Annotated in this window: 16 protein-coding genes and 1 pseudogene; 9 read left to right on the forward strand and 8 right to left on the reverse strand. The window is 60.7% G+C overall.

The window, feature by feature from the left end:
• Positions 1-29 precede the first annotated feature (29 nt).
• The 4 genes from C1X29_RS25775 to C1X29_RS25790 all read left to right on the forward strand — a co-directional run bounded on the left by C1X29_RS25775 (position 30) and on the right by C1X29_RS25790 (position 7,819).
• Positions 30-1,757, forward strand: coding sequence for a ShlB/FhaC/HecB family hemolysin secretion/activation protein (locus C1X29_RS25775; protein ID WP_102718686.1), 1,728 nt, complete (start codon positions 30-32; stop codon positions 1,755-1,757).
• Between the two features lie 94 nt (positions 1,758-1,851).
• A complete protein-coding gene (locus tag C1X29_RS25780; RefSeq protein ID WP_102718687.1) occupies positions 1,852-6,321 on the forward strand; it encodes a hemagglutinin repeat-containing protein in 4,470 nt (1,489 codons plus the stop codon).
• 145 nt (positions 6,322-6,466) lie between these two features.
• Complete coding sequence (locus C1X29_RS25785) at positions 6,467-7,201, forward strand: class II aldolase and adducin N-terminal domain-containing protein (RefSeq protein ID WP_102718688.1); 735 nt, start codon at positions 6,467-6,469, stop codon at positions 7,199-7,201.
• A gap of 222 nt (positions 7,202-7,423) precedes the next feature.
• Complete coding sequence (locus C1X29_RS25790; protein ID WP_102688583.1) at positions 7,424-7,819, forward strand: hypothetical protein; 396 nt, start codon at positions 7,424-7,426, stop codon at positions 7,817-7,819.
• Between the two features lie 91 nt (positions 7,820-7,910).
• On the opposite strand, the gene C1X29_RS25795 is transcribed toward C1X29_RS25790, so the two are convergent.
• The 3 genes from C1X29_RS25795 to C1X29_RS25805 are packed head-to-tail and all read right to left on the reverse strand — an operon-like array spanning position 7,911 to position 11,817.
• Positions 7,911-8,933 carry a GlxA family transcriptional regulator gene (locus tag C1X29_RS25795; protein WP_102718698.1) on the reverse strand — a complete coding sequence of 341 codons (1,023 nt, stop codon included), beginning with the start codon at positions 8,931-8,933 and terminating at the stop codon, positions 7,911-7,913.
• Positions 8,934-8,946: 13 nt separating this feature from the next.
• The gene (locus C1X29_RS25800; RefSeq protein WP_102718689.1) at positions 8,947-10,608 is read right to left on the reverse strand and encodes a choline dehydrogenase; all 1,662 of its coding nucleotides are present in this window, start codon (positions 10,606-10,608) and stop codon (positions 8,947-8,949) included.
• A 39-nt stretch (positions 10,609-10,647) separates the two neighbouring features.
• Complete coding sequence (locus C1X29_RS25805; protein WP_102718690.1) at positions 10,648-11,817, reverse strand: aromatic ring-hydroxylating dioxygenase subunit alpha; 1,170 nt, start codon at positions 11,815-11,817, stop codon at positions 10,648-10,650.
• A 180-nt stretch (positions 11,818-11,997) separates the two neighbouring features.
• On the opposite strand from C1X29_RS25805, the gene C1X29_RS25810 reads away from it, so the two are divergent.
• The 4 genes from C1X29_RS25810 to C1X29_RS25825 all read left to right on the forward strand — a co-directional run bounded on the left by C1X29_RS25810 (position 11,998) and on the right by C1X29_RS25825 (position 16,867).
• Positions 11,998-12,711, forward strand: coding sequence for a class I SAM-dependent methyltransferase (locus C1X29_RS25810; protein ID WP_102718691.1), 714 nt, complete (start codon positions 11,998-12,000; stop codon positions 12,709-12,711).
• Between the two features lie 109 nt (positions 12,712-12,820).
• Positions 12,821-13,321 (forward strand): sigma-70 family RNA polymerase sigma factor, encoded by a 501-nt coding sequence (locus tag C1X29_RS25815; protein ID WP_102718692.1) that lies wholly within the window; start codon positions 12,821-12,823, stop codon positions 13,319-13,321.
• Between the two features lie 40 nt (positions 13,322-13,361).
• Positions 13,362-14,345: a FecR family protein gene (locus C1X29_RS25820; protein ID WP_102718693.1), complete on the forward strand. Its 984-nt coding sequence runs from the start codon at positions 13,362-13,364 to the stop codon at positions 14,343-14,345.
• Between the two features lie 98 nt (positions 14,346-14,443).
• Positions 14,444-16,867, forward strand: a complete 2,424-nt coding sequence (locus C1X29_RS25825) for a TonB-dependent receptor (RefSeq protein ID WP_102718694.1) — start codon at positions 14,444-14,446, stop codon at positions 16,865-16,867.
• A 44-nt stretch (positions 16,868-16,911) separates the two neighbouring features.
• On the opposite strand, the gene C1X29_RS25830 is transcribed toward C1X29_RS25825, so the two are convergent.
• The 3 genes from C1X29_RS25830 to C1X29_RS29495 all read right to left on the reverse strand — a co-directional run bounded on the left by C1X29_RS25830 (position 16,912) and on the right by C1X29_RS29495 (position 20,060).
• Complete coding sequence (locus C1X29_RS25830) at positions 16,912-18,063, reverse strand: MFS transporter (RefSeq protein WP_085613177.1); 1,152 nt, start codon at positions 18,061-18,063, stop codon at positions 16,912-16,914.
• A 110-nt stretch (positions 18,064-18,173) separates the two neighbouring features.
• On the reverse strand, positions 18,174-19,280 hold the full coding sequence (locus C1X29_RS29740; protein WP_085748550.1) for a hypothetical protein: 1,107 nt from the start codon (positions 19,278-19,280) through the stop codon (positions 18,174-18,176).
• A 45-nt stretch (positions 19,281-19,325) separates the two neighbouring features.
• A complete protein-coding gene (locus tag C1X29_RS29495; protein WP_256584397.1) occupies positions 19,326-20,060 on the reverse strand; it encodes a T6SS immunity protein Tli4 family protein in 735 nt (244 codons plus the stop codon).
• Between the two features lie 75 nt (positions 20,061-20,135).
• On the opposite strand from C1X29_RS29495, the gene C1X29_RS29500 reads away from it, so the two are divergent.
• Positions 20,136-20,384: a hypothetical protein gene (locus C1X29_RS29500; protein ID WP_166673450.1), complete on the forward strand. Its 249-nt coding sequence runs from the start codon at positions 20,136-20,138 to the stop codon at positions 20,382-20,384.
• Between the two features lie 44 nt (positions 20,385-20,428).
• Here the strand turns inward: C1X29_RS29500 and C1X29_RS25845 are convergent, their stop codons facing one another.
• Entirely contained in the window at positions 20,429-23,677 is a 3,249-nt protein-coding gene (locus tag C1X29_RS25845) for a phospholipase D-like domain-containing protein (RefSeq protein WP_305888212.1), read from the reverse strand.
• 2 nt (positions 23,678-23,679) lie between these two features.
• Positions 23,680-24,636, reverse strand: a pseudogene (locus tag C1X29_RS29745) (type VI secretion system tip protein VgrG); the annotation flags it as partial.

Consider the following 24,636-nt stretch of genomic DNA (forward strand, 5'->3'; position numbering starts at 1 on the left):
ATTAAGCCAGTTGATTGCAAGGATGTTGAGTGCCGTATTCGCTTTGCGCTGTTTCTCGTAGTCGTTCCCTGCCTCGCCCGCTGTTGTCGGCCTTGTTGTTGAGTGTGTGTGCGCCCAGCGTTCTCGCCGCCGAAACTCCAGCCCCTGGCCAGGAAGTGCTGCGCCAGCAACAACTGCAACAGCGCGATCTGCAACAGCTGCAACTCGAACAGCGCAAGCGCCAACTGGAGCGCGGCGCGTTCGGCCCGACGCCTGCCACTCCGGCCATTCCTGAGTCGATCAAACCCGATGAGCGCTGCTGGCCCTTGAGCGGTGCGCGTATCGGTGGTGTCACGCTGATCGACAAAGACAAACTCAACGCCCGGATCAAACCGCTGCTGGCGCCGTGCATGGGCGTCGGCCAGATCAACCATCTGCTGGCGACCATCACCGCGCTGTACGTGGAGAAGGGCTACATCGCCAGTCGGCCTTACCTGAGCAGCGCGCCGGCAGCCGGGCAATCGCTGGATATCCTGATCGACGAAGGCTACATCGAGTCCATCGAACTGGCCGACCAGAGCCTGCCGGTATCCCTCGGCGGTGCATTCCCGGGCATGCTCGGCAAGCCGCTGAACCTGCGGGATCTGGAGCAGGGTCTGGATCAGTTGAACCGCCTGCGCTCGCTCGATCTGACCGCCGACATCGCCCCCGGCAGCCAGCCCGGTGCGTCGAAAATCATCTTGCGGTCGCGCACCTCGGGGCAGTCGCGCTGGAGCTTGGGCCTGGGCGTGGACAACCTCGGCAGCGCCAGTACCGGTCGTGATCGCGACACACTGAGCCTGACCCTCGATAGCCCGCTCGAACTCAACGACCTGTTGAGCCTCAGCGCCAGCGACACCCTCAATCAGGGCGACCGCTACAGCCGCAACGCCAGCCTCTATTACGCGATTCCCTACGGTTACTGGACGTTCAGCACTTTCGCCAGCCACGCCGAATACCGCGCGCCGTTCAAGCTCAGCACGCTGACTTTTCACAGCACCGGCATCACCGATCAACTCAGCCTGCGCGCCGACCGGGTGTTGTGGCGCGACCAGAGCCATCAGCTCAGCGCCAATCTGCAACTGGCGCACAAGGATGTCGACAGCTATCTGGAAAGCGTCCGCCTCGGCATCCAGAGCCCGACCCTGACCGTGGCCGAGGCCGGGCTCAATCTGTTCTGGCTCGACCGCGCGGTGTGGAACCTCGACGTCAATTACGCCCAGGGTTTGCGCTGGCTGGGCGCCGACGACGATGCCGATCGTCAGGTCAAAAACCTGCCCAAGGCACAGTTTCGCAAGTACCGCGCCGGCCTCAGCCAATGGCGCAACGGCCAGCTCGGCGCGCAAGCCTGGCAATGGCAGAGCCAACTCAATTTGCAGTACAGCCCCGACCCGCTGCCGGCCATCGAACAATTGCTCGGCACCGACGATTCCGCCGTGCGCGGTTACCGTGTCAGCAGCGCGTCTGGCGCCAGCGGCGCGATCTGGCGCAACACCTTGCGCCTGCCGTTGCGCACCGATTTGCCGATGCAACTCACCCCGCGTGTCGGCCTCGACCACGGCTGGATCAAGGCCGATCACGGCGCCCCGGTTCAACGCCTGAGCGGCGCCAGCATCGGCCTCAACCTGGGCTGGAAAAACCTGCAAGTGGACGTCGATTATCAACGCAGCCTGAACACCCCGACCGGCCTGCACCGCGAGCCTGAAACCTGGCTGATGCGGGTCGGATTACAGATATGAACGTCAGTGAACAACAGCCATCGGACCTGAGCGCGACAGCCGTGGCCTTCAACTCAACGCGCAACGTGATGCCGCACTACATGGAGAGTTTTTTATGCCAATGAATACCTTTGCGTTTCATCTTTCCCCACGGGGCAAACTGCGTTGGGCCATCGCCAGCCTGTTCCTGGTCGCTCACCTGCCGGGCGCCATGGCCGGCGGCGTGGTGGTCGCGCCCGGCCCCGGCGGCACCGCGCAACTGCAGACCCAGGGCGGCGTCCCGATCGTCAACATCGTCGCGCCCAACGGCTCGGGGCTTTCGCATAACCAATTCCTCGACTACAACGTCGACCGACAGGGCCTGGTGTTGAACAACGCCTTGCAGGCCGGGCAATCGCAGCTCGCCGGGCAACTGGCGGCCAACCCGCAATTGCAGGGCCAGGCCGCGAGCGTGATCCTCAACGAAGTGATCAGCCGCAACCCGTCGGCCATCAACGGCGCCCAGGAAATCTTCGGTCGCGCTGCCGACTACGTACTCGCCAACCCGAACGGCATTTCGGTGAACGGCGGCAGCTTCATCAACACGCCGAACGCCAATCTGGTGGTCGGCCGGCCCGAGCTGAACGACGGCAAGCTGCAAGCCCTGAGCACCCGCGACGCCACCGGTCAGTTGCAGATCCAGGGCGGCGGGCTGCGTAACGGTGAAGGCTCGATCAACCTGATCGCGCCGCGCATCGACAGCCAGGGCGCAATCAGCGCTCGCGATCAACTGAACCTCACCGTCGGGCGCAATCAGATCGACTACGCCAGCGGCCAGGTGAAAGCCGTGGACCCGGCGGGCAACACCACCGATCAACGGATCGACGCCAGCCTGTTCGGCGCGATGCAGGCCGGGCGCATCAACATCGTCAGCACCGTTGAAGGCGCGGGCGTGAAGGTCGGGGCTGTGCAAGTCGCCGGGCGTGACGGCGTGCAGATTCGTTCGGCGGGCGACTTGAGCGTCAGCGGTCAGGCGATCCCGGACAGCCTCGACGTGACCCGCGCCGGCATTCGCAGCAGCCAGGGCGACGTCGGCCTGCACAGCGGCAAGGACCTGACGCTGGCCGCCGCCGACGTCAGCGGTCGCGACGTGAAGGTCGATGCCAAGCGCAATCTGACCCTGACCACCGTCGAAAGCCGCAAGCTCCAGGAGCAGCGCGAAAACTGGAACAACAGCACCATCGGCATCACTTGGGAAACTTACGAGCGCACCAAGACCGACAGCGATTCGCGCCAGCACGGCAGCCAGATCGTCGCCAGCCGCGACGCGCAACTGTCGTCCGGTAAAGACACCGAACTGAAAGCCGCCAAGGTCGACGCGAAGAACAACCTCAGCGTGCAAAGCGGCGGCGATCTGCGCCTGACCGCCGCCACTGAAAGCCACACCCAGACCGATCAGGGCAAGCACCGCAAACACCTGTGGAAAGCCGATTGGGACAGCAGCAGCGAAGAGCAGCGCAGCATCACCAGCCAGCTGAAGGCCGGCAACATTGCCCTGCAAACCGCCGCACTGTTGCGCTCCGAAGGCGCTGAATTGAACAGCGCCGGCGATCTGCAACTGGCCGGCAAACAGGTGGAAATCACCGCCGCGACCCGCACCAACCGCAGCAGCGACAACCGCTATTCCGGTGACCTGGTCGGCGGCGGTTTCTTCGGCAAGACCGGCGACGCCGACAAGGGCCAGACCCAGCATCAGGGCAGCAAGGTCAACGCGGCCGGCAAACTGGTGGTCAAGGCTGACGACGTACGCATCAGCGGCAGCCAGGTGCGCGGCGCCAAGGACGCGAGCGTGATCAGCGACAACGGTTCGCTGACCATCGACGGCGTGCAGGACACTTCGCACAGCAACAACCACGACAAGGACAGCAAGTTCTTCGGCATCACCAAGGACGAGTCCCGGCAGAACAGCAAGGACAGCACCACGGTGCGCAGCGAGCTGGCTTCCGACAGCAACCTCAAGCTCAAGAGCGCCAAGGACATCGAACTCGCTGGTTCTACGGTCAAGGCCGGCGGTTCGCTGACGGCGGATGCGGCGGGTGATGTGAATGTGCATTCGACGCAGAACACCCACGACAGCAGCAACAGCACGCAGACTCGTGGTTTCGACGCTTACGCCAAGGAGCAATCGGCGGAGCAGTATCGCGCCGGCGTGCATTACGAAGACAAGGCGCAAACCGTCACCGCCAACGACGTCACGCAGCAGGGTTCCAGCCTCAGCGGCGGCACTGTGCAAGTGAAGGCGGGCGGCGATGTGACGCTCAAGGGCGCCGAGGTGAAATCTACCGCCGGCGACACGACACTGAGCGGCAAGAACGTCTCGCTGCTGGCTGAGCAGGGCAGCCACAGCACCTCGACCGAAACCCGCAGCACCGGCGGCGGGTTCTACTACACCGGCGGGCTCGACCGCGCCGGTAGCGGCGTGGACTTCTCGCACAGCACCTCGCAAGACTCCACCGGCAAAACGACCGCGCAAACCACCGGCGTGCAGAGCAGCGGCAGCCTGAACATCAACGCTGACAAACTCGCCACCGAGGGCGCGCAACTGAAGGCCGGCAACGGCCTGAACGTCGCCGCTAACCAAGTGGACAACCGTGCCGCCAGCAACACCGAAAGCAGCACTCACAAGGAGAGCAACTGGTCGGCGGACATAGGCGCCAACGTCGAGTACAAAGACATTGCCCGGCCGATTGCCGGTGCGGTGAAAGAAGTACTCGACGGCAAGGTGCCGGACAAGGACGCACTGGCCAATCTCGGCCAGCCGAACGTCGGGATCGACGTGGCAATCGGTCATGCCAGCGCCGATAAAACCGAGCAGGGCAGCAACGCCGTGGTCAGCCGGTTCGACGGCCAGACCGTGGACGTGAAGGTCGGCGGCACGCTGCACGACCAGGGCACCCAGTACAACGCCAGCGCCGGCAAAGTGAACATCGGCGCCGACAAACTGGTGGCCGATGCCGCGAACAACACCCACAGCAGCACCGAAAAAACGGTGGATGCCAAGGTCGATGTGCGCGTCTACACCAAGACCGGTGAAGACGTGAACGTGGCCGGCGGCGGCGCGGGTGGTAGCAGCCAGTCGAGCAAAAACAGCTCCACAGCGGTGGTTGGCGGTTACGCTGGCAATCAGGGTGTGAACGTCAATGTCGGCGGCGATGCTCAGTTCGAAGGCAGCCGTTTCGATGGCGGCCAGGGCGGTGTCAGCGTCAAGACCGGCGGTGATCTGGCCCTCAATCAGGCCAACGACCGTCAGAGCAGCGACAGCTCCAGCCTGCGTGGCAACGGTTCGCTGACCGTCGGCACTTTGCCGGGCACCGACGGCACCAATGTCGATCTCGGCGCCGGGTTCCAGCTCGATCACAAAGACAACCAGACCGCCGACAGCCAGGCCCACGTAGCCAGTATCAATGGCAACGGCCCGGTGCAATTGAGCAGCGGCGGCAATCAGGTGCAGCAGGGCACGAAGATCGACAGCGTTGGTGCTATCGACCTGAAAGCCGACGGCAAACTCGACCTGCAAGCGGCCACCGATTCGCACGTCGCCACCGGCAGCAATTTCGGCGGCGGCCTGAAGGCGGGCGGCAGCAAGACCAGCAGCGAGAAGAGCCGCGATCAGGGCGGCAACCTCAGCGGCAACTTCAACATCGGTCGGGTCAACGAGAACACCCAGAACCTCAGCGGTGGCCAGCTTAACAGCCAGAACGGCATCGCCCTGAGCGGCAATTCGGTGCACCTGCAAGGCAGTCAGGCCGGCGCGCCGAACGTCAGCATCGATGCGCAGAAGGGCGGTTTCGTTCAGGAATCCGCGCAATCCACCGACAACCGCAACAACTGGAATGTGGCACTGAATGCCGGCGGCAATCTGAGCAAAAGCACACCGACCACCGCCGATGAAAAAGTCAGCAGCGATCACGGCTTCAGTGCCGGGGCCAAGGTCGGCGTGGACTACCTGCAAGGCACCACCCAGCAGAACAGCCAGATCAAGGCTGACACGGTGGTGTTGAACAGTGGCGGTGATGCGAGCCTGAGCGGCGCGCGGATTGATGCGCGCAATGTCAGTGGCAAAGTGGCGGGTGATCTGTCGGTCGAAAGCCGTCAGGACTCCAGCACTCACGCCAAGGTCGACGTGGATCTGGGCCTGACCGCCAAGAAGACCCAGGCCGACGACAAGGGAAAACTCGCTGGCACCGACTACAAGCCAACGCTGAAAGTCGACGGCGAATACGCGCACAAGGACAGCGTGAAACAGGCCTCCGGTATCAGCGCTAGTCAGGGTGTGAACCTCACCGTCGGCGGCGCTACCCAACTGACCGGTGCGCGGATTTCCGCCACCGAAGGCAAGGTCGATCTGGGTGGTTCGAAGGTCAGCAGCACCGACCTGAGTAACCTCGACTACGGCGTAAAAGCCGGCCTGGATCTGCCGCACAAAACTGAAGAAAATGCACCGAAGGTGTCCGTTGAAAACGGCAACCTGAAAGCCGGCCCGGTGACCCTGAGCGGTCATCTGGACAGTCAGCCCCTGCAAGCCGGGATCGACGAAAAAGGCTGATTTACCGTCAGTGAAACCGGCGGGAGCGAGCGTGCTCGCTCCCGTTTCTGATGGACACCCGGCTCAAAACGGCAGCCACTGTCGTTTCCCGTCAAGTCGATGAAAGCATGCGCTCTACACTCGGGTGAAACCGGGAGGCCGCGCCATGCACGACAACGTCGAACACCTGAGAATCCAGCTGGCCTGCGCCCTGCGCTGGGCCGCGCGTTTGAACCTGCACGAATCCATCGCCAATCACTTCAGCGTGGCCACTTCGCAGGACGGTCGCGAGTTTCTGATCAACCCCTACGGCAAACACTTCTCGCGGATCCGTGCTAGTGATCTGCTGTTGCTCAATGCCGACGATCCGTCCAGTCTCGACTGCCCGGACTCCCCGGACAAAACCGCGTGGGCCTTGCACAGCGCCTTGCACCGCAACCAGCCGCAGGCTCGTTGCATCCTCCATACCCACAGCAGATACGCGACGACGCTAGCATGCCTGAAGGACTCGCGCCTGCCACCGATCGAGCAGAACAGCATGCGGTTTTTCGAGCGGGTGGCGATTGACGAAGGATTCGATGGCATGGGTCTTGGGGAAGAGGCGGAGCGGGTGAGCAGGCTGCTCGGTGACAAGCCGATCCTGCTGATGGGCAATCATGGATTGCTGGTCGCGGCGCCGAGCGTGGCTCAGGCGTTTGATGATCTGTATTACTTCGAGCGGGCGTGCGAGGTGTATATCACCGCACTGGCGACCGGGCGGGAATTGCGCGTGGCCAGCGATGAAGTGGCGCGCAAGACGTGTCGGCAATGGCTGGATTATCCGGGGTTTGCGGATAAGCATTTCAATGCATTGATGGGCATCCTCGACGAAGAGGAACCGGTCTACCGCCAGCTGAATTAGCAATGGGTTCTCGGATGGCTGATCCAGAACCCGCGCGGATTCGTGCCACAGTGAAATTGAGTTTGGCTGGAAAGAACAAATTGTTATAGCGAATGGGTATTGAATGACTGTCAGTTCTGACAGTGTGCAAAAAGCTGATAAGGGACGACGATTGGCTTGAGGCGCGTGGTTTCAATTTAACCTGTGCGAGCATCAAACCAATCAATTCATGGAGCAACAGAAATGGCTGATATTCATTTTCAAGACTTGTTTAACGGTGTAATTAACTGCAGCTCAAAACCTCAAATTAACGGCATTTCGGTAAAAGTGGGGGCGTTGTCAAATGAGGCGAAAGTGGGTGACGAGTTCACCGGCGAATTTCAGGGATGCAGTGATTCCGAAGGTGAGGTACCCATCCAGGGCGCTTCGACATCATTGAGCCGAAATGTAACACGGGCTGACATCGAGAATGGCTCCGTTGATTGCTTTAAGGAATGGAACAAAATCAAACTCATTGGAAATGGCTCGGTTCGTTATAACTACCTGATCAATGGCGTAGTGGAGAACACTGCATCGGTAGTGGTCCGGTTAGTGAATTCAAGTGGTCAATCGTGCGACGAGGTCCGAACGCACAACTGAACGTCCGAGTTTCAACAATGCCTGCCTGTTGCAGGCATTTTTTTGCCAGCAAGGCTTGCGCAACGTCACGGGTGAATGGCCGCTCTTCGTTTCAAGGTGCCTTGCTCAACGGTTGGCGCATCACCGGCGCACTCCACGCCTGGCGCCGATCCTCACTCGGCGGGCAACCAAAGCGTGCGCGGTAGGTGCGGGAGAAATGCTCCAGTGAGCCAAACCCGGAACACGCCGCCACCTGGGCCACGCTCATCTGCGTCTGTTGCAACAGGTTGTGCGCCCGGGCCAGGCGCAGGGTGATGTAGTACTTGAGCGGCGAGAGCCCGGTCTGATGTTTGAACTGGCGCTCGAGTTGACGACGTGACAGGCCGACTTCGCTGGCAATTGCTTCGCAGTCCAGCGGTTCTTCCAGAGCCTTTTCCATCAGTTGCACGGCACGGCGGATCTTGTTGCCGTACATCCCGCTGTTGCCCAGACCGCCGTCGAGCTGATTGTCCGCCGGGGCGCGCATCTGGCCCATCAGCAGGTGCAGGCCGATTTCCCGGGCCAGATCAGGATCGATGCGCTGGCCGATCCAGCCCAGCAGCATGTCGAGAATGGTAGTCGCGCCGGCGCAGGTCAGGCGCTGGCGTTCGAGGGTGTAGAGCTGCGGTCGGGCGCGGACCTTGGGGTAACTCTCCTGAAAACCCTGCAGGTTGTCCCAATGCACCGCCGCTTCGTAGCCGTCGAGCACACCAGCGGCGGCCAGCAGTTCGGTGCCGGTTTCCACGCCGATCAAGACCGCGCCGAACAGCGCCTGCTTGCGCAGCCAACTCTTGAGCGCCGGATTGCGGCTGTGTTGATGCACCTCGAAACTGGCCAGTACCACGCAGGCGTCGAAGGCCTGCTCGTTGTTCAAGCCAGCTTCGGCGATGCTCGCCTGACCGTTGCTGGCCGTCACCGGGCCCGGCTGCAACGACAGCAACGTCCACTCGAACAGCGTGCGCTGGCTCAACCAGTTGGCGATGGCCAGCGGTTCGAGCACTGCCGCCAGACCGAAATTGGAAAACGCCGGCAGCAACAGCACCGCCACTCGCAGCGGTGCTTCATTGCGCGGTACAGCTTCAGCGGATCGGGTCATCGCCATCTCTGCTTCATCGTTGTTCGGTCTGCCAGTGCGGGTTGATCCACACCGGTACATCGAGGGCTGGCAACGGCGTGAGGTTACGGATCAGGTCGCTGGCCTTTTCCGCGATCATCACCGTCGGTGCGTTAGTGTTGCCGCTGACGATCGCCGGCATGATCGACGCGTCCACCACCCGCAAGCCGTCGAGGCCATGCACTCGCAGTTGCGGATCGACCACCGCTTCAGGGTCGCCCGCCGGCCCCATCTTGCAGGTGCCGCTGGCATGGTAGCCGGTTTCCGTGACCTGCCGCGCCCAGGCATCGAGTTCGGCGTCGGTCTGCACCGAACGGCCCGGCACCAGCTCTTCGCCCTTGAAAGGGGCCATTGCCGGTTGCTCGATGATTTCCCGCACCAGCCGTGCGCCGGCGCGCATGTCGGCACGGTCCTGCGCGGTCTTCAAATAGTTGAACAGAATCCTCGGCGGCCGCCGCGGTTCGGCGCTGTGCAGGGTCACGCTGCCCAGGCTGGTGGGGCGCATCAGGTCGATGTGGATCTGGAACGCGTGGGTCGGCACCAGCTCGACGCTGCCCGGTTGCACCGCCAGCGGCATGAAGGTCAGTTGCAGGTCCGGGTGTTCGACGCTGGCTCGGGAACGCAGGAACGCACCGGCCTCGAAGTGATTGCTCGCCGCCAGGCCGTCGTGACGGACGAACCAGCGCGCGCCAATCCACCATTTACCCGGCGCGGTGGTCCAGCGATACAGCGACACCGGTTGTTTGCAGCGAAATTGCACCACCGCGTCCGGGTGATCGTTGAGGCGTTTACCGACGCCGGGCAGGTCGTGCACGACGCCGATCCCGAGGTCACGCAGTTCCGCCGCCGGGCCGACGCCCGAGAGCAACAGCAACTGCGGCGAATTGATCGCCCCGGCCGTCAGCAACACTTCCCGGCGAGCGCGGACGGTGTTCGTTTCGCCGTTCTGTTCATAATCAATCCCGACCGCTCGCCGGCCCTCGAACAGAATGCGTAGCACCAACGCATCGGTGACCACGCGCACATTGCCCCGAGCCAGTGCTTCGCTCAGATAACCGCGCGAAGCGCTCCAGCGCCGACCGTTGCGTGTAGTGCGATCCACCGGGCCGAAGGCTTCCTGACGATAGCCGTTCAAGTCCTCGCTGACGCCATAACCGGCCTCGGCCCCGGCCGCGATGAACGCCGCGCACAATGGTGTTTCTACATCGCCGGGAGTGACGTGCAAATGGCCGTCGCCGCCGCGATAGTCATCGCCACCGCCGGCGTGAGTCTGCGCTCGCTTGAAGTACGGCAGTACCTCGCGATAGCTCCAGCCAACGCAGCCTTGCTCGGCCCAGCCGTCGTAATCCCGGGCATGGCCACGGATGTAGACCATGCCGTTGATCGACGATGAACCGCCGAGGGTGCGGCCTCTCGGCGTGCCGATTCGGCGGCCGTCGAGGTACGGCTCGGGCTCCGACTGATAACTCCAGTTATAGCGCGACCCACCCACCACAAGGCCCACGGCGGACGGCATGTCGATCGTCCAGCTCTTGTCCTCGGGCCCGGCCTCCAGCAGCAGGATGCGCACGTTCGGGTCTTCGCTCAAGCGATTGGCCAACACGCAACCGGCCGAACCGGCGCCCACGATCAGGTAATCAAACCCGGTTTCGTCCATGGTTTGCTCCGTTCAGACAAATGACGAGGGAAGGGCGGATCAGTCCACGCAATGGCCGTGAATACCGTTGAACACCAGACGATGAAAGTGATGCACCAGATGCTCGCTTTCATTGCTGCGCTGGGCGTCGATCATGTAACGGCCCTGGTCATAACCGAGCGAGCGCAGGCCTTTTTGCACCGAGATGTTCAGGGCGATGTCTTCGGGGCCGAGGTCTTCGTTCATCCACTTCATGCACGCCGTGCTGACGGCGGCCGTCTCGGGGTTGCAGGAGTAGTAACCGAAGCGCAGCAGCGAGCGCTCGGCGTGCAGCGGAATCATGATGAACGAGCCGAGAAACTCGGAGAACGGGAAGGTGTAGAAGGTGTTGTTCGGCCACAGGCCGATGTTGAAAAAGCATTCCTGCGGGTTCAGTTCGCTTTTCAGCGGCACGCCATAGGCCTCGGTCGCCGACAGATTGGCCGGTGCGGCGTAGGTCCACCAGTTGTCGCGTTTGATCAACTGGTAACCCTTGAAATCGATCAGCCGGGCGAGGTCGATGTGGCACGGGCCGGACAGCTTGAAGTGATAGCCCTCGATGGAATTGTCCATGATCACTTTCCAGTTGGCCGGCACGATCACGTCTTGTTCCTCGATCAGATGCATGTCGGCCAGGTCTGGAAACACCCGGCGCATTTCTTCGTCGGCACCGGGGAACAGATCCCGCAGCGACGGCGCATTCGGATCGAGGTTGAAGTAGACGAAGCCGCCGAGTTCTTCCGTGCGCACCTGTGGAATGTTGAACTGCGCCAGCTCGAAATTCTTCATCCGCTCGCAACGCGGCGCACCGCGCAGGCTGCCGTCCATTTCATAGCACCACGAGTGATAGGCGCAGCGCACCACGCCGCCGGTAGTGCCACGGCGTTCTTCGAGCAGGCGATTGCCGCGATGCTGGCAGACGTTGTGAAAACCATGGATCTGCCCCTGCCGATTCTTCGCCACCACCACGCTCTGGTCGAACAGATCCGTGACGACGAACTGCCCCGGCTCGGCGAACTCACTGACATGCCCGGCGACATGCCAGGCCCTCATGAAAATGTTGTCGCGCTCGGCACGGAACAGGCTGTCGTCGTAGAAATAACGCGAGGGCAGGGTGAAGGCCTGCTCCGGATCCTGCTGATCCCAGGCGTCGACCGGACTGTGCTGCTTGCGGGTCTGGAAACTGTGCATGAGGCGATCTCCACGGCGTGTTGTTGTGGGATCTAATCTAGGGTGCGGCGCGAGGGTGGGGTTGATGGATTGCGACCAGTTGATGGGTGGAATGATCAATCTCAGGCTGTATCGGGGAGGTCTTGACAGCCCTGCGATAATGAAACTTCACCGCGATCATGATGCAGAGGAAGGTTTTCCATGGACAATCAAGCACTCAAGGCCTTGTTCGACCAGCAATCCGCGATCTATGACAAACAGTGGAGCGGGATGGCGCCCATTCGTGATGCCCTGTATCTGCTGCTGGATTCAGTGTTCGCGGGCCTGCCGGAGAATGCCCGGATACTCTGCGTCGGCGTGGGCACCGGTGTGGAAATGGCCCATCTGTCGCAGCAGTTTCCCGGCTGGCAATTCACCGCAGTCGACCCTTCGGGCGCCATGCTCGACGTGTGCCGTCAGCGAGCGACAGAGGGCGGTTTTCTCTCCCGCTGCCATTTTCACGAAGGCTACCTCGATACGCTGACGGATGAATCCGGTTACGACGGCGCGACCTGTTTTCTGGTGTCGCAGTTTTTGCTCGACCCTCAGGTGCGTATCGACTTTTTCCGTGAGATTGCCCGTCGTCTGGTACCGGGTGGGATTCTGGCGAATGCTGATCTGGCCTCGGATACTCAATCCCCGGCCTATGAAGCATTGCTGCGTCACTGGATGACGCTGATGGCTTCGGCCCAGGTGCCGCCGCAAATGCTCGAACGAGCGCGCACGGCGTATGCCCGGGATGTGGCGATTCTGCCGGTGCCGCAGGTCGCCAGTCTGATCGAGTCGGCCGGGTTCGAGGCGCCGGTCCAGTTCTTTCAAGCGGGTTTGATGCATGGATGGTTCTGCCCACGCAAGGCAGAGATTGCCGCGAATTAGAGCGCCGAAGAGATAGGGGAAAACAGCCTCGTCGGCATTCCCGAGGAATCCATTGCTTCGGCTTAATAGGAAGCATTACTATTCACGCCCCTTTCCTCAGCACGCCGCAATGATCCCCATGCTGCCCCGCAGACCCGGCTTTCTCGAGCATTACGAAGAGTTGATCGGCACCTGGACCCGTCGCCTGCGCAATCGCTCGCAGGCCGAGGATCTGGCGCACGACACCTTTGTGCGGGTGCTCGAATCCGATTCGTCGGCGGTGCAGCAACCCCGGGCGTATTTGCACCAGACCGCGCGCAACATCGCGGTGGACGGCTATCGGCGTGAGGACCGGCGGGGCGCCATGGAGTCGGAGGCGATCGATCTCAGTGAGTCGCCGAGCGGCGATCCGGAGCATTACATGCATGCGATCCAGCTGGCCGATTCCATCGAACGTGCGCTCACGGAGCTTCCGGTCAACTGCCGACGGATTTTCGTCTGGCAGAAGATCGAAGGCCTGACCCAGGCGGAAATCGCCGAGCGCCTGGGCCTGTCCAAGAACATGGTGGAAAAGTATATGATCCGCACCCTGCGGCATCTGCGTGATCGCCTGGACGGGGCGCAATCATGAGCCGCGGCGTCTTTTCATCCCCAGCCAAACAGGACATTCCATGATGGATACTCGTGATTGCGCGTGCGGGCAAACAACGGTGCGCGATGACGCGGCACGCTGGTTTGTGCGTTTGCAGGAGCCGGCCGTCAGTGCCGACGAACAGCAGCGCTTCGACGCGTGGCTGAACGAACATCCCCAGCACCGTGACGAATTCCAGTTGCTCCAGGGCTTGTGGACGGCGGCGGATCTGCTGCCGGCGCCACGCCTCAAAGCTTTGTGCGAAACCCCGCCGGCGCGGCGCGAACGCCGTCCGTTGTTGCGTTATGCCGTGGCGGCCAGCGTGGTCGCGGTGGCGCTCGGGCTCGGTCTGTTCAGTGGCTTGAATCATCCGGCGGGTTACAGCGCTGAATTCGCCACCGTGCTGGGCGAGCGCAAGCATGTCGCGCTGCCGGACGGTTCGGTGATCGACCTCAACAGCCGCAGCCGTCTGCAGGTGCGTTTCGAGAAGGATCGGCGGCTCATCGAATTGACCGAAGGCGAGGCGATGTTCAGCGTCGAGCACGATACTTCTCGCCCGTTCGTGGTCGAGGCCGGCAGCGGCAAGGTCACGGTGACTGGCACTCGTTTCGATGTGCGCCGCGATGTGACGCAGACCCGGGTCGCGGTGGAGCAGGGCACGGTCAGGGTGCAGGGTCGTGGTGCGGCCGATGCCGATTTCATCAGCCTCACTGCCGGCCTCGGCACGCGGATCGATGCACAGGGCAAAGTAACGCCGGCCTACGCGGTCAACCCGGCGGAGCTGACAGCCTGGCGCAGCGGCAAACTGGTGTTCAACAACGCCAGCCTCAGCGAAGTCGCCGAGGAAGTGTCGCGTTATCGCGACAAGCCGCTGAAGGTCTCTAACCCCGCCGTGGCCAATTTGCGCCTGACCAGCGTGTTCAAATCCGACAATACCGATGCCTTGCTCAGGGCCTTGCCGAGCATCCTTCCAGTGGCCGTGCGCACTCTTGCCGACGGCAGCCAGGAAATAATTTCAAAATAAAATTCAGGTTTTTTTCGAGTTCGTCGTCTTCCTGTTCAACTGCAACTGGTTTGCATTAACAGCCGCACACTCTTGCGATCCACAGGACTCCGTTCGACGTGAAAACCTCCACCGCCAAAAACAAAAAATCCCCTTGGTTACCGCTGGCGCTCGCACTGGCGGTCAACGCCCCCGTACCGATGGCCCTCGCCGCCGAAGCCATTCACATCCGCGCACAGCCGTTGGGTCAGGCCCTGAGTGAACTGGGCCAGCAAACCTCGTTGCAGGTGTTTTTCAGCCCGGACCTGGTCGCCGGCAAACAAGCGCCGGCCGTGGATGGCAATCTTTCTCCGGAGCAGGCCCTGCGCCAATTGCTGCAAGGCAGCGGTCTGGATTATCAGATCAATGAAGGTTCGGTGACCTTGTCCCCAGCCCCGACTTCCGCCGCCAACGGCCCGCTGGAACTGGGCGTGACCGACATCAAAGTGGTCGGAGACTGGCTCGGCGACGCCGACGCTGCCGTGGTGCAGAACCACCCCGGCGCGCGCACGGTGATCCGTCGCGAAGCGATGGTCGAGCAGGGCGCGATGAACGTCGGCGACGTGCTTCGCCGCGTGCCGGGCGTGCAGGTGCAGGAAGCCAACGGCACCGGCGGCAGCGATATTTCGCTGAACGTCGGCGTACGGGGTTTGACGTCGCGCCTGTCGCCACGCTCGACCGTATTGATTGATGGCGTGCCGGCCGCGTTCGCCCCGTATGGTCAGCCTCAACTGTCGATGGCGCCGATTTCTTCCGGCAACCTCGACAGCATCGACGTGGTCCGTGGTGCCGGCTCCGTGCGTTACGGGCCGCAAAACGTCGGCGGCGTGATCAACTTCGTGACCCGCGCGATCCCGGAAAAAACCACCGGTGAAATCGGCACCACCCTGGAAACCTCGCAGCACGGTGGCTGGAAACACATCGACACCGCGTTCCTCGGCGGCACTGCCGACAACGGCATCGGCATGGCGCTGTTGTACTCGGGCGTCAACGGCAACGGTTACCGCGAGCGCAACAACGGCAACGACATCGACGACGTGATCCTCAAGACCCACTGGGCACCGACCGATCAGGACGATTTCAGCCTCAACTTCCACTACTACGACGCCAGCGCCGACATGCCCGGCGGCCTGACGCAAAAGCAGTACGACGACAAACCGTTCCAGTCCGACCGCGACTACGACGGCTTCAGCGGCCGCCGCAAGGACGTGTCGTTCAAGTGGATCCGGCAGATCGACGAGCGCACCCAGGCAGAAGTGCTGACCTACTATTCCGACAGCTTTCGCGGCAGCACCATCGCCGCCCGCGATCAGAAAACCCTCAGCTCGTTCCCGCGCTCCTACTACACGTTGGGTATCGAGCCGCGTGTTTCGCGTGTGTTTGACGTCGGCCCGACCACCCAGGAAGTCAGCGTCGGTTACCGTTATTTGAAAGAGGCGATGCACGAGCAGTCGAGCCGCCTGGCGCTGGTCAACAACGAGCCGGTGGTCACCAAGACCTCCGACGGTCATGTGTTCCAGGACCGTACCGGCGGCACCGAGGCCAACTCGGTCTACATCGACAACAAGATCGACGTCGGCAACTGGACCGTGACCCCGGGCATTCGCTTCGAACACATCAGCACCGACTGGCATGATCGCGCTGTGCTCGACACCGCCGGCAAACCCGTCCCCGAGAAAAACCGCAGCATCGAAAGCAACGAGCCGTTGCCGGCCCTGAGCGTGATGTATCACCTGTCCGATGCGTGGAAGCTGTTCGCCAACTACGAGACGTCGTTCGGCAGCCTGCAGTACTTCCAGCTCGGCCAGGGCGGCTCGGGTGACCAGACCGCCAATGGCCTGGAACCGGAGAAAGCCAAGACTTACGAAATCGGCACGCGCTATAACGATGACGTGTGGGGCGGTGAAGTGACGCTGTTCTACATCGACTTCGATGATGAACTGCAATACATCAGCAACGACGTGGGCTGGACCAACCTCGGCGCGACCAAGCACCAGGGGATCGAAGCGTCGGTGCATTACGACATGGCGGCGCTCGATCCACGCCTCGACGGCCTGACCGCCAACGCCGGTTTCACTTACACACGCGCGACCTATGAAGGCGAGATCCCGGGCTTCAAGGGCCGCGACCTGCCGTTCTACTCGCGTCAGGTGGCCACCGTCGGCCTGCGTTACGACATCAACCGCTGGACCTACAACATCGACGGTTTCGCCCAGTCCAAACAGCGCTCGCCGGGCACCGGCGTGAATGCTGACGGCAGCTTCAATGGCAACTACATCACCGAAGGCACGGCGGACGGGCAGTACGGCGACATTCCGGGCTACGTGACCTGGAACGTGCGCGGCGGCTATGACTTCGGTGCACAGCTGTCGAACCTGAAGCTCGGCGCCGGGGTGAAAAACATCTTCGACAAGCAGTACTTCACCCGCTCCAGCGACAACAACTCGGGGATCTACGTGGGCACGCCGCGGACGTTCTTCGTGCAGGCCAGCGTCGGTTTCTGATCTGCACTGATCGTTCCCGCGTCTCGACGTGGGAACGATCCAGCTCAGACCTTCAGCGCTTTCCCGCCAATCGCCACCGCCACCAGCAACGTCGCCATCAGCCCGAAGGCGAAACTCAAACTGCTGGCATGGGCGACAAAGCCGATCACCGCCGGCCCTGCCAGAATCCCTGCATAACCCAGCGTGGTAATTGCCGGCACGGCGATGCTTTCCGGCATCACCGTCTGTTTGCCCACCGCCGTGTACAGCACCGGCACGATATTCGAACAGCCGGCACCGACCAGCGCATAGCCCAGCAGCGCGGCTTGCCAGCTCGGGGCGAACGTCGCCAGAAACAATCCCGCCGCTGCCAGTAGTCCGCCAAACAGAATGATCCGGGTTGCGCCCAGTGCGCGGACGATCCGGTCACCGGTCAAACGGCCGGCCGTCATGGTCAACGCGAACGCTGCGTAACCCAGCCCGGCATAGGCGGTGTCGATCCCGCGTTCCTGCGCCAGGAACACCGCGCTCCAGTCCAGCGCCGCGCCTTCGGTAAGGAACACGATGAAGCACATGCCGCCGATGAACAGCACGATTCCGTGGGGCACTGCGAACGCCGGGCCCGAGCTTTCACTGCCGTAAGGCAACATGTGCGGCACCGCCTTGAACAGCGCCGCGATCAGCACCACGACCACCACCAGCATCGCCGCCAGTGGCGACAACCCGAGACCGAGCAGGGCGCTCACACCCGCCGCGCCGACGATCCCGCCGAGGCTGAACAGGCCGTGGAACCCCGACATCATGTTCTTGCCGCTGGCCCGCTCGACGATTACCGCTTGCAGGTTCACCGTCGAGTCCACCGTGCCCAGTCCGGCGCCGAACATGAACAACGTGGCGATCAACGCCGGAATCGACGACACCGTCGCCAGCAACGGCAACGCCGCGCAGATCAGCAGCGTGCCGCCGGTAGCCACTTTTCTGCAGCCAAATCGCGTGGCCAGAATCCCCGCCAGCGGCATCGCCAGAATCGAACCGACGCCCAGGCACAGCAACAGCAACCCCAACGTGCCTTCATCGAGCCCGGCCCGCGCCTTGGCGTACGGCACCAACGGCGCCCACGCGGCGATGCCGAGCCCGGCAATGAAGAAAGCGATGCGCGTGGACATCTGTTGCAGACGTCCGGGTGCGAGGGGTGGCGGGGTGTTGATGGCAGTCATGAAACGTCCTTGGTCTTGCGGTCAATGGCGTGATGCAGGGCAACATCGTTGCACATCAGTCCATGGGCCGCGACCTTGAGTTCCCGATTCGGCTGATCGGTGACAGCGTTTCACTGCTCACGGATGCTTTGCGTCAACTTCAAAAAGCGCGGAACGACCGCCTCGGGCGGTGGCACCAGATCTTTCAGGCCGTCGGTGCCTTTCTGGAAAGTGAACATCTGCGCTGCGATCAGCGGGCTCGCGAGACCGCCGACATGGGCGATGGCGGACCAGGCGCGATCCTGTTCGGTGGTTTCCGGACGAGGGTCAAGACGCCAGCCTTCTAGGGTGGTCATGCGATCGCCGATGTAGAACTTCTCCATGATCTTCGACTTTTTCCAGATTTCGGCGTCGTAGCCGGGGCGGTAGTCGGTATCGTAGGTGCCGTCGGTGGGTTTGGCGTGGTTGCCGAGTGAGGCGTTGATCAGGCTCATGATGACGTTGGGCGTGCTGGTGAAGCGCAGGCTGTTCTTGACGTTGAAACCGGTTTTGCCGTCGTCATGGATAAAACCGTATGGCATACAGACCCCGGGGCCTTCGGGCACTTGATAGAGGTCGCGGGCTTCGAAGCGCGCAGCAAGGTCCTTGATCCGTTGTGCGGAGTTTTCGGCGGGTTTGTTCATGTTGAAGTAGAACACCCGGTTGTTGCGCCAGAGCAGGAATTCGTAGGGGATATTTTCGCCGCCCATGACGTAGGAGTCGGGGATACCTAGATCGTGTTCGTATTTTTTTACTTTGGGTATTTGCTCTTCCAGTTTTTTGATTTGTTCCTCCTGCTTTTTCACTTGGTCACGGGAATAGTTCATCTCCTTGATCGATACCAAAAGGTCCTTGTTGGTTTCAAGCTTGTCCTCGAGGCGCTTTTTGTAGAGTTCGGTTTCGTGAACGATGGCGTTGCGTTGTCTTTCAAAATTTTCACGTGTCGTGGCATCGCTGACTCTGATGGTGAGTTCGTCAAAGTCATAACTAACGTAGTCGCCCACCGCATGCACATTCTTGGAAAATACGTGTCCTCCTGCACCTTTCATGTTGCTACGTTCGATAGCAAACGTTGCCCACTCGAATGCTTCCGGTGACTCGAATCTGGTACGTCCCAGACATTCGTGCAAGGCAGGTTCCGCAAGTGCTGACTGACTGCCCAGCAGCAGAACTGCGAAGGAAAAGAAGATTCGGTTCATGAACTGTGCTTACTTCGATGTGGCTTCATGTTCACGACCCGACTCTCACTGCTCACGGATACTTTGCGTCAACTTCAAAAAGCGCGGTACGACCGCCTCGGGCGGTGGCACCAGATCTTTCAGGCCGTCGGTGCCTTTCTGGAAAGTGAACATCTGCGCTGCGATCAGCGGGCTCGCCAGACCGCCAACATGGGCGATGGCGAACCAGGCGCGATCCTGTTCGGTGGTTTCCGGACGAGGGTCAAGACGCCAGCCTTCGAGGGTGGTCATGCGATCGCCGATGTAGAACTTCTCCATGATCTTCGACTTTTTCCAGATTTCGGCGTCGTAGCCGGGGCGGTAGTCGGTGTCGTAGGTGCCACGGGTTGGTTTGGTCGGATCGTTTTGCGAGGCATTGATCAAACTCATGATCACGTTCGGAGTGCTGGTAAAGCGCAGGCTGTTCTTGACGTTGAAACCGGTTTTGCCGTCGTCATGGATAAAGCCGTAAGGCATACAGACGCCGGGGCCTTCGGGTACTTCATAGAGGTCGCGGGCTTCGAAGCGGGCGGCAAGGTCCTTGATCCGTTGTGCGGAGTTTTCGGCGGGTTTGTTCATGTTGAAGTAGAACACCCGGTTGTTGCGCCAGAGCAGGAATTCGTAGGGCGTTTCCTTGCTGCCCAGAACGTGGGAATCGGGGATGCCCAGGTCGTGTTCATAGGTTTTGGTCTGTCGTATCTGGTCTTCCAGTTTGGTGATTTCGTTTTCGTGGTTTTTGACGATGTCGGCGCTGTATTTCATTCGCTTGATCGTTTCCAGCAGACGCTCATTGGTTTTGAGATCTTCCTCTAAGTTTTTTTTATAGAGTTCGGTTTCATGGATGATGGCATTACGTTCCCTGTCGAAATTTTCACGGGTCGTAATATCGCTGACTCTGATGGTCAGATCGTCGTAGTTGTAACTAACGAAGTCGCTCACTGCGTGAACATTTTTCGAAAAAACATGGCCGCCGGCACTTTTCATGTTGCTGCGTTCGATCGCGAAGGTTGCCCACTCAAACTTTTCTGGCGACTGGAATCGCATGCGTCCCAAGCACTCTTGCAGCTTGGATTCAGCCCAAGCTGACTGAGCGCCAAGCAGCAGGCTGGTGAAGGCAATGATGACTCGTATCATGAATTGTGCTCATTTGAATGGGGCGTCTTGCTCGCGCTTGCGATGCGAACATCGTTCTTCTTATCGTCATGGTGAGCAATGATCGTCAGGTTCAATCCCGAATCGTTATTCTCACCTTTTGTCCAGTTGATAGGTAACGCCGTGATGAATCCTTGAATCCCGATAGGGGCGGGATACGTTTTTACTCCAGCCAAGGTCTTGCTTTCCCAAAAACCTTGTTCATGGGGCAATGGGTCCGATATCTGGCCGCCTTGATCGAGATACAAAGTTGAGCGATATGTCCAGGTTGGCCAGATTGGGGCTGGAAATCCGCTCTGGTACATTTGGATCGTGGATGATTCGATTACTTGTAATCGACTGAAATTTCGCGGGATAAAGCTGAAGGCAAGTTCATAAGCTTTGGTGTTGTCAGCAGCCTGATTCTGGATCGCTCTCCAGGTCTTTTCAGCAGCAGGCTGATCGAGAACTTCGTCCGAAACAGAAAAGTGAGCCACAGGGCCATTTTGCTTCGCCTGACTCATTCCGAAGTGCTTCTTCCACAAATCCTTGCGCAATTTATTGATTGTCTTCCCTACCTTCTGGTTGTGTTTGCCGTCCAGCTTGGCGTCAGTCGATTCGCTATCGCGCACAATGACTGCCAGCTCAGAGTCACGTGTCCCGCATTGACTGCGGTCATTGATGTTGGCGCTGCCGAGAATCGCTACACGATCATCCGCGATCAACAACTTGCTGTGCACGTAGATCTGTTCAGTGACCACGCGATCGCCAAGCGTATCCCAAGTGCGCAGGTTGAGCAGGGTCAAATATTTTGACCAGTCCTGTTGGGCGTAGACGGGCTTTTTGTTGGTATCCACCCGCTCAATAATCTTCCCGGCCTCTTCCTTGCTCGCCCCGCGATCCATCATGTCCTTCATCGCCATGTGCCGTTGAATGCGTTTGACCAGACTCTGCTCGCCAAACACCAGACTTTGCATGGTCAGGTGAACCTGGTGCATGAGGTTCAGCACGTTCAGCGCACCTTCCGGATGCACCGGCAAAATCAGGTACACGTGAAAAGGACGGTTTTCGGCAATCGCCCGGCCGATGCGGTCGGCCAGCGCCTTGCCGATGGTGTTGGTGAGCTTCTGTTCTTTCCCCAGTTTCTGTGTCAGCCAGCCCTGTGCGTTGGTCTGCCAGATCGTCAGAAAACTTTTGAGAAAGGTGCGGGCCTCTTCGCCGGGTTCCTTACTGATGGCGTTGACTTCTTTCCAGTCGATCTGGGTGAAGTCCTGGTCTTCCATCGCTTCACGCAGTTTGATCCGGGCGACGAAATTCTCGTTCAAGGTGGACGGGTCGCGCAGGCTGGCCATCGGGCCGGACAGTGGCCGGCCTTCCGCCAGCTCGCCCTCGTCACCGAAGTCGGTCTGGAAGAACTGGTTCTCGATGTAGATGAAGTGCTGGGCACTGGAAATGGTCTGCAGCATGGCGCGCAGGCAGTTGTCCTGGACCCCGCCCACGTTGAAACCCTCGGGCAGCGGCAGGTTGACCCTGGCCATGTCTCGACCCTTGGCTTCCTGAGTGGTCATCGCGGCTGAAGCGCTGCGCAGCACTTGCACGCTGACTCCGCCTTGCGCTGTCTGCGGTGGCGTCGGCAGGGTCGGGGCCTGATCGATCCAGACCGGTTTGGGCATGGGCAGCTTCAGGTTGATCTGATTGTTGAGATCCAGGTGGTGGGGCAGACCGGCGTCCCTGACCAGGGTATTGACCCACTCCATCAGGGCGACGATGACCGTGGTTTTTTCCAGGCTCTTGATCTCGGCGATGTAAGCCTGTTGGCCGTTCCAGCGGTCGATGAAGTTGCGCGACAGGTCGTACACCGACGGCCCTTCGATGCGGCCATGAACGTCCTGCCACGGCATGCGCGGCTGGTCCTTGTCCAGTCGGCTGTAATCTGCCGAAGCCAGTGGCTGCGGTTGGTGTTTGAGATATTCGAAGGGCTCCCGGTGATTGGCCACGCGGTCTTGCAGCAACGCGTAAAAGTGCCCGAGCAATGAAGTGGTCAATTGGCCGATGTTGTTCAGCCAACCCATTTTCTCTGCGGGCATCGCGTCGTAACCCTTGTCGCAGAACATCGCGACAAGGCGGCCGAGATCGGTCGAGTTCGTCCAGTTGTTGATCAGCTCGTAACTCTTCAGACGCACGGAAGCCTGCAAATTGCCGGCGCTGGTTTCGACTTCGCGAATCCACACTTGAGCCTGGCTTTTGAGCGGTTCGGCCAGCGGCAGGCGCGTCCAGTTGTGTTTGATCAGCGCGGTGATATTGCGGATGGCCGCGTCGGTCAGATATTTCCTGGGCCTGGCCAAAGGATCGATGGAGGACACGGACTCCTTCAGACTTTTGCCAGCCTTCATTGCCCGGTCCAGAACGGGCAGTGGGGGACTTGCGAAGAAGTTCTGAATCGCCGCGATGGCGTTGATCACGCTGGCGCGACGGGGCAACGCCAGTTTGATGTTGGTGTTTTCTGTGCCGATGGTCGTTTCGGCCAGCGGTTTGGACAGGTCGAACAGCGTGCCCAGCAGCAGGCCCGCTCGGCTGACGTGCTTGTTCATGTCCATCCAGCCCAGGTGCGGAATCCCCGGGTTATACGCATCGTTACCCTGACGGTCGACGGCGCTGAGGCTGAAGTTGTTGTCATCTCGACGACCGTAGGCCAGGTCGATACCGCCGACATAGCCGATCTTGTTGTCGATCACCACGCACTTTTGGTGATGGGAAAATGTCGAGCCCAGACCCTTCATGTCGCTTTGCTGGATGGCCGGGGTGCAGAAGGCGCGCGGCACTTTCAGCCCGGCGTTGAGCTGGAAAACCGCGAGCATGGTTTCGAAGTCATGAGTGCCGACGCTTGCCGCCGGGCTCAGCCACGGCATGACAAAGACTTTCAGTGTCGGGTGCGCCTGGAGGGCGTTGTACAAGCACTCCCACAAGGTCTGCTTGCCGTCCAGGGTCACATCGTAGTTGACCTGCCAGCCAGTGATGAAAATCGAGGTTTCGGCCTTGGCGATTTTCTTGGCCAGATCCTTGTAGTAATCCTCGCCAGTGGTGAAAAAACGTACCTGGTTGCCACTGCGCTTCGGCGCGAAGGCGGACTTGTCCTGTATGAAAAAGTCCGGCGCGTTGACGGCGGGCAGCGCTTTGCCGGCGGCCGTGTTGATCTGGCTGACTTCCTTGTGGCGAACGCCGTTGTAGGGGGTAGCGGAATCCGTCATGGTCATTCGTCCGTGCTGTGCAGGCGGCTGTACAAGTCGCCGTCGGTGAGCAAGTCCTGCTTGCTGCGTTCGTTGCTGGCGGTGTTGATGGTGCGGTGGTGGGTGCTGTCATGAAAGTCGAGGGCAGCGAGAGCGAAGCGCTCCTTGTCCGCATCCGCCGGTTCGTCATGCAGGGCCACGGGCACGCGTTGCCCCGGATAGCACAGCCACAACGGGCCGGCTTCGGCATAAGCTTTGGAGAGTTTCAGGCGTTGCGGTTCGTCGATATTGACGCGTCCGTTCTCGTCGGTCTGACCTTCGAGCAACGGTTGATCCACGCCGTCCTGGACGATCTGCCAGAGGGTGTGGGCCAGCGGGAAACCTTCATCGCCGGGCACATCGGTCAGGGTAATGTCGAAGAAGTATTCCCGTGGCTCGGGCTTGGTCGGCAATACGCCCGGTTGCGCGGGCGCCATGAGATTGCCGGCCTTGGCCGACGGCGCAGGGATCGGCAGCAGCGGCATCAGGATCGCAATCCCGGAACCTGTTCCCGCCGAGCCCCCGGCGTTGATCTTCACCACCGGCCCGACCACCGTGATGCCGCCGCCATCGAGTTTGATGAAGCTGCCACCCGCCTGGAGGGTCAGTTCGCTGCCGGCCTCGATGACCATTTTGTCCCCGGCCTTGAGGTGGATTTCCTTGCCTGCACTGGTCAACTGAGCGGTGCCGAGTTTTATGTGCTGGTCCTGGTTAACGGTCAGGTGATCGCTGGCTTTCACTTCCACTTTGCGATCGGAAATCGTGGTGCGGTGTTCTTCGGCCTTGAGTTCGGTGTAGGTGTTCTTCACCACCGTGTCGTGACGTTCATTGCCGACGCGAATCTTCTGGTCGTGCTCGACGTTTTCATCCCAGTCGCGCTGGGCGTGGATGAAGATTTGTTCGGCGCCTTTTTTGTCTTCGATGCGCAGTTCGTTGTAGCC

Source organism: Pseudomonas sp. GW456-12-10-14-LB2 (assembly GCF_002884345.1).
Classification (GTDB): Bacteria; Pseudomonadota; Gammaproteobacteria; order Pseudomonadales; family Pseudomonadaceae; genus Aquipseudomonas; species Aquipseudomonas paraglycinae.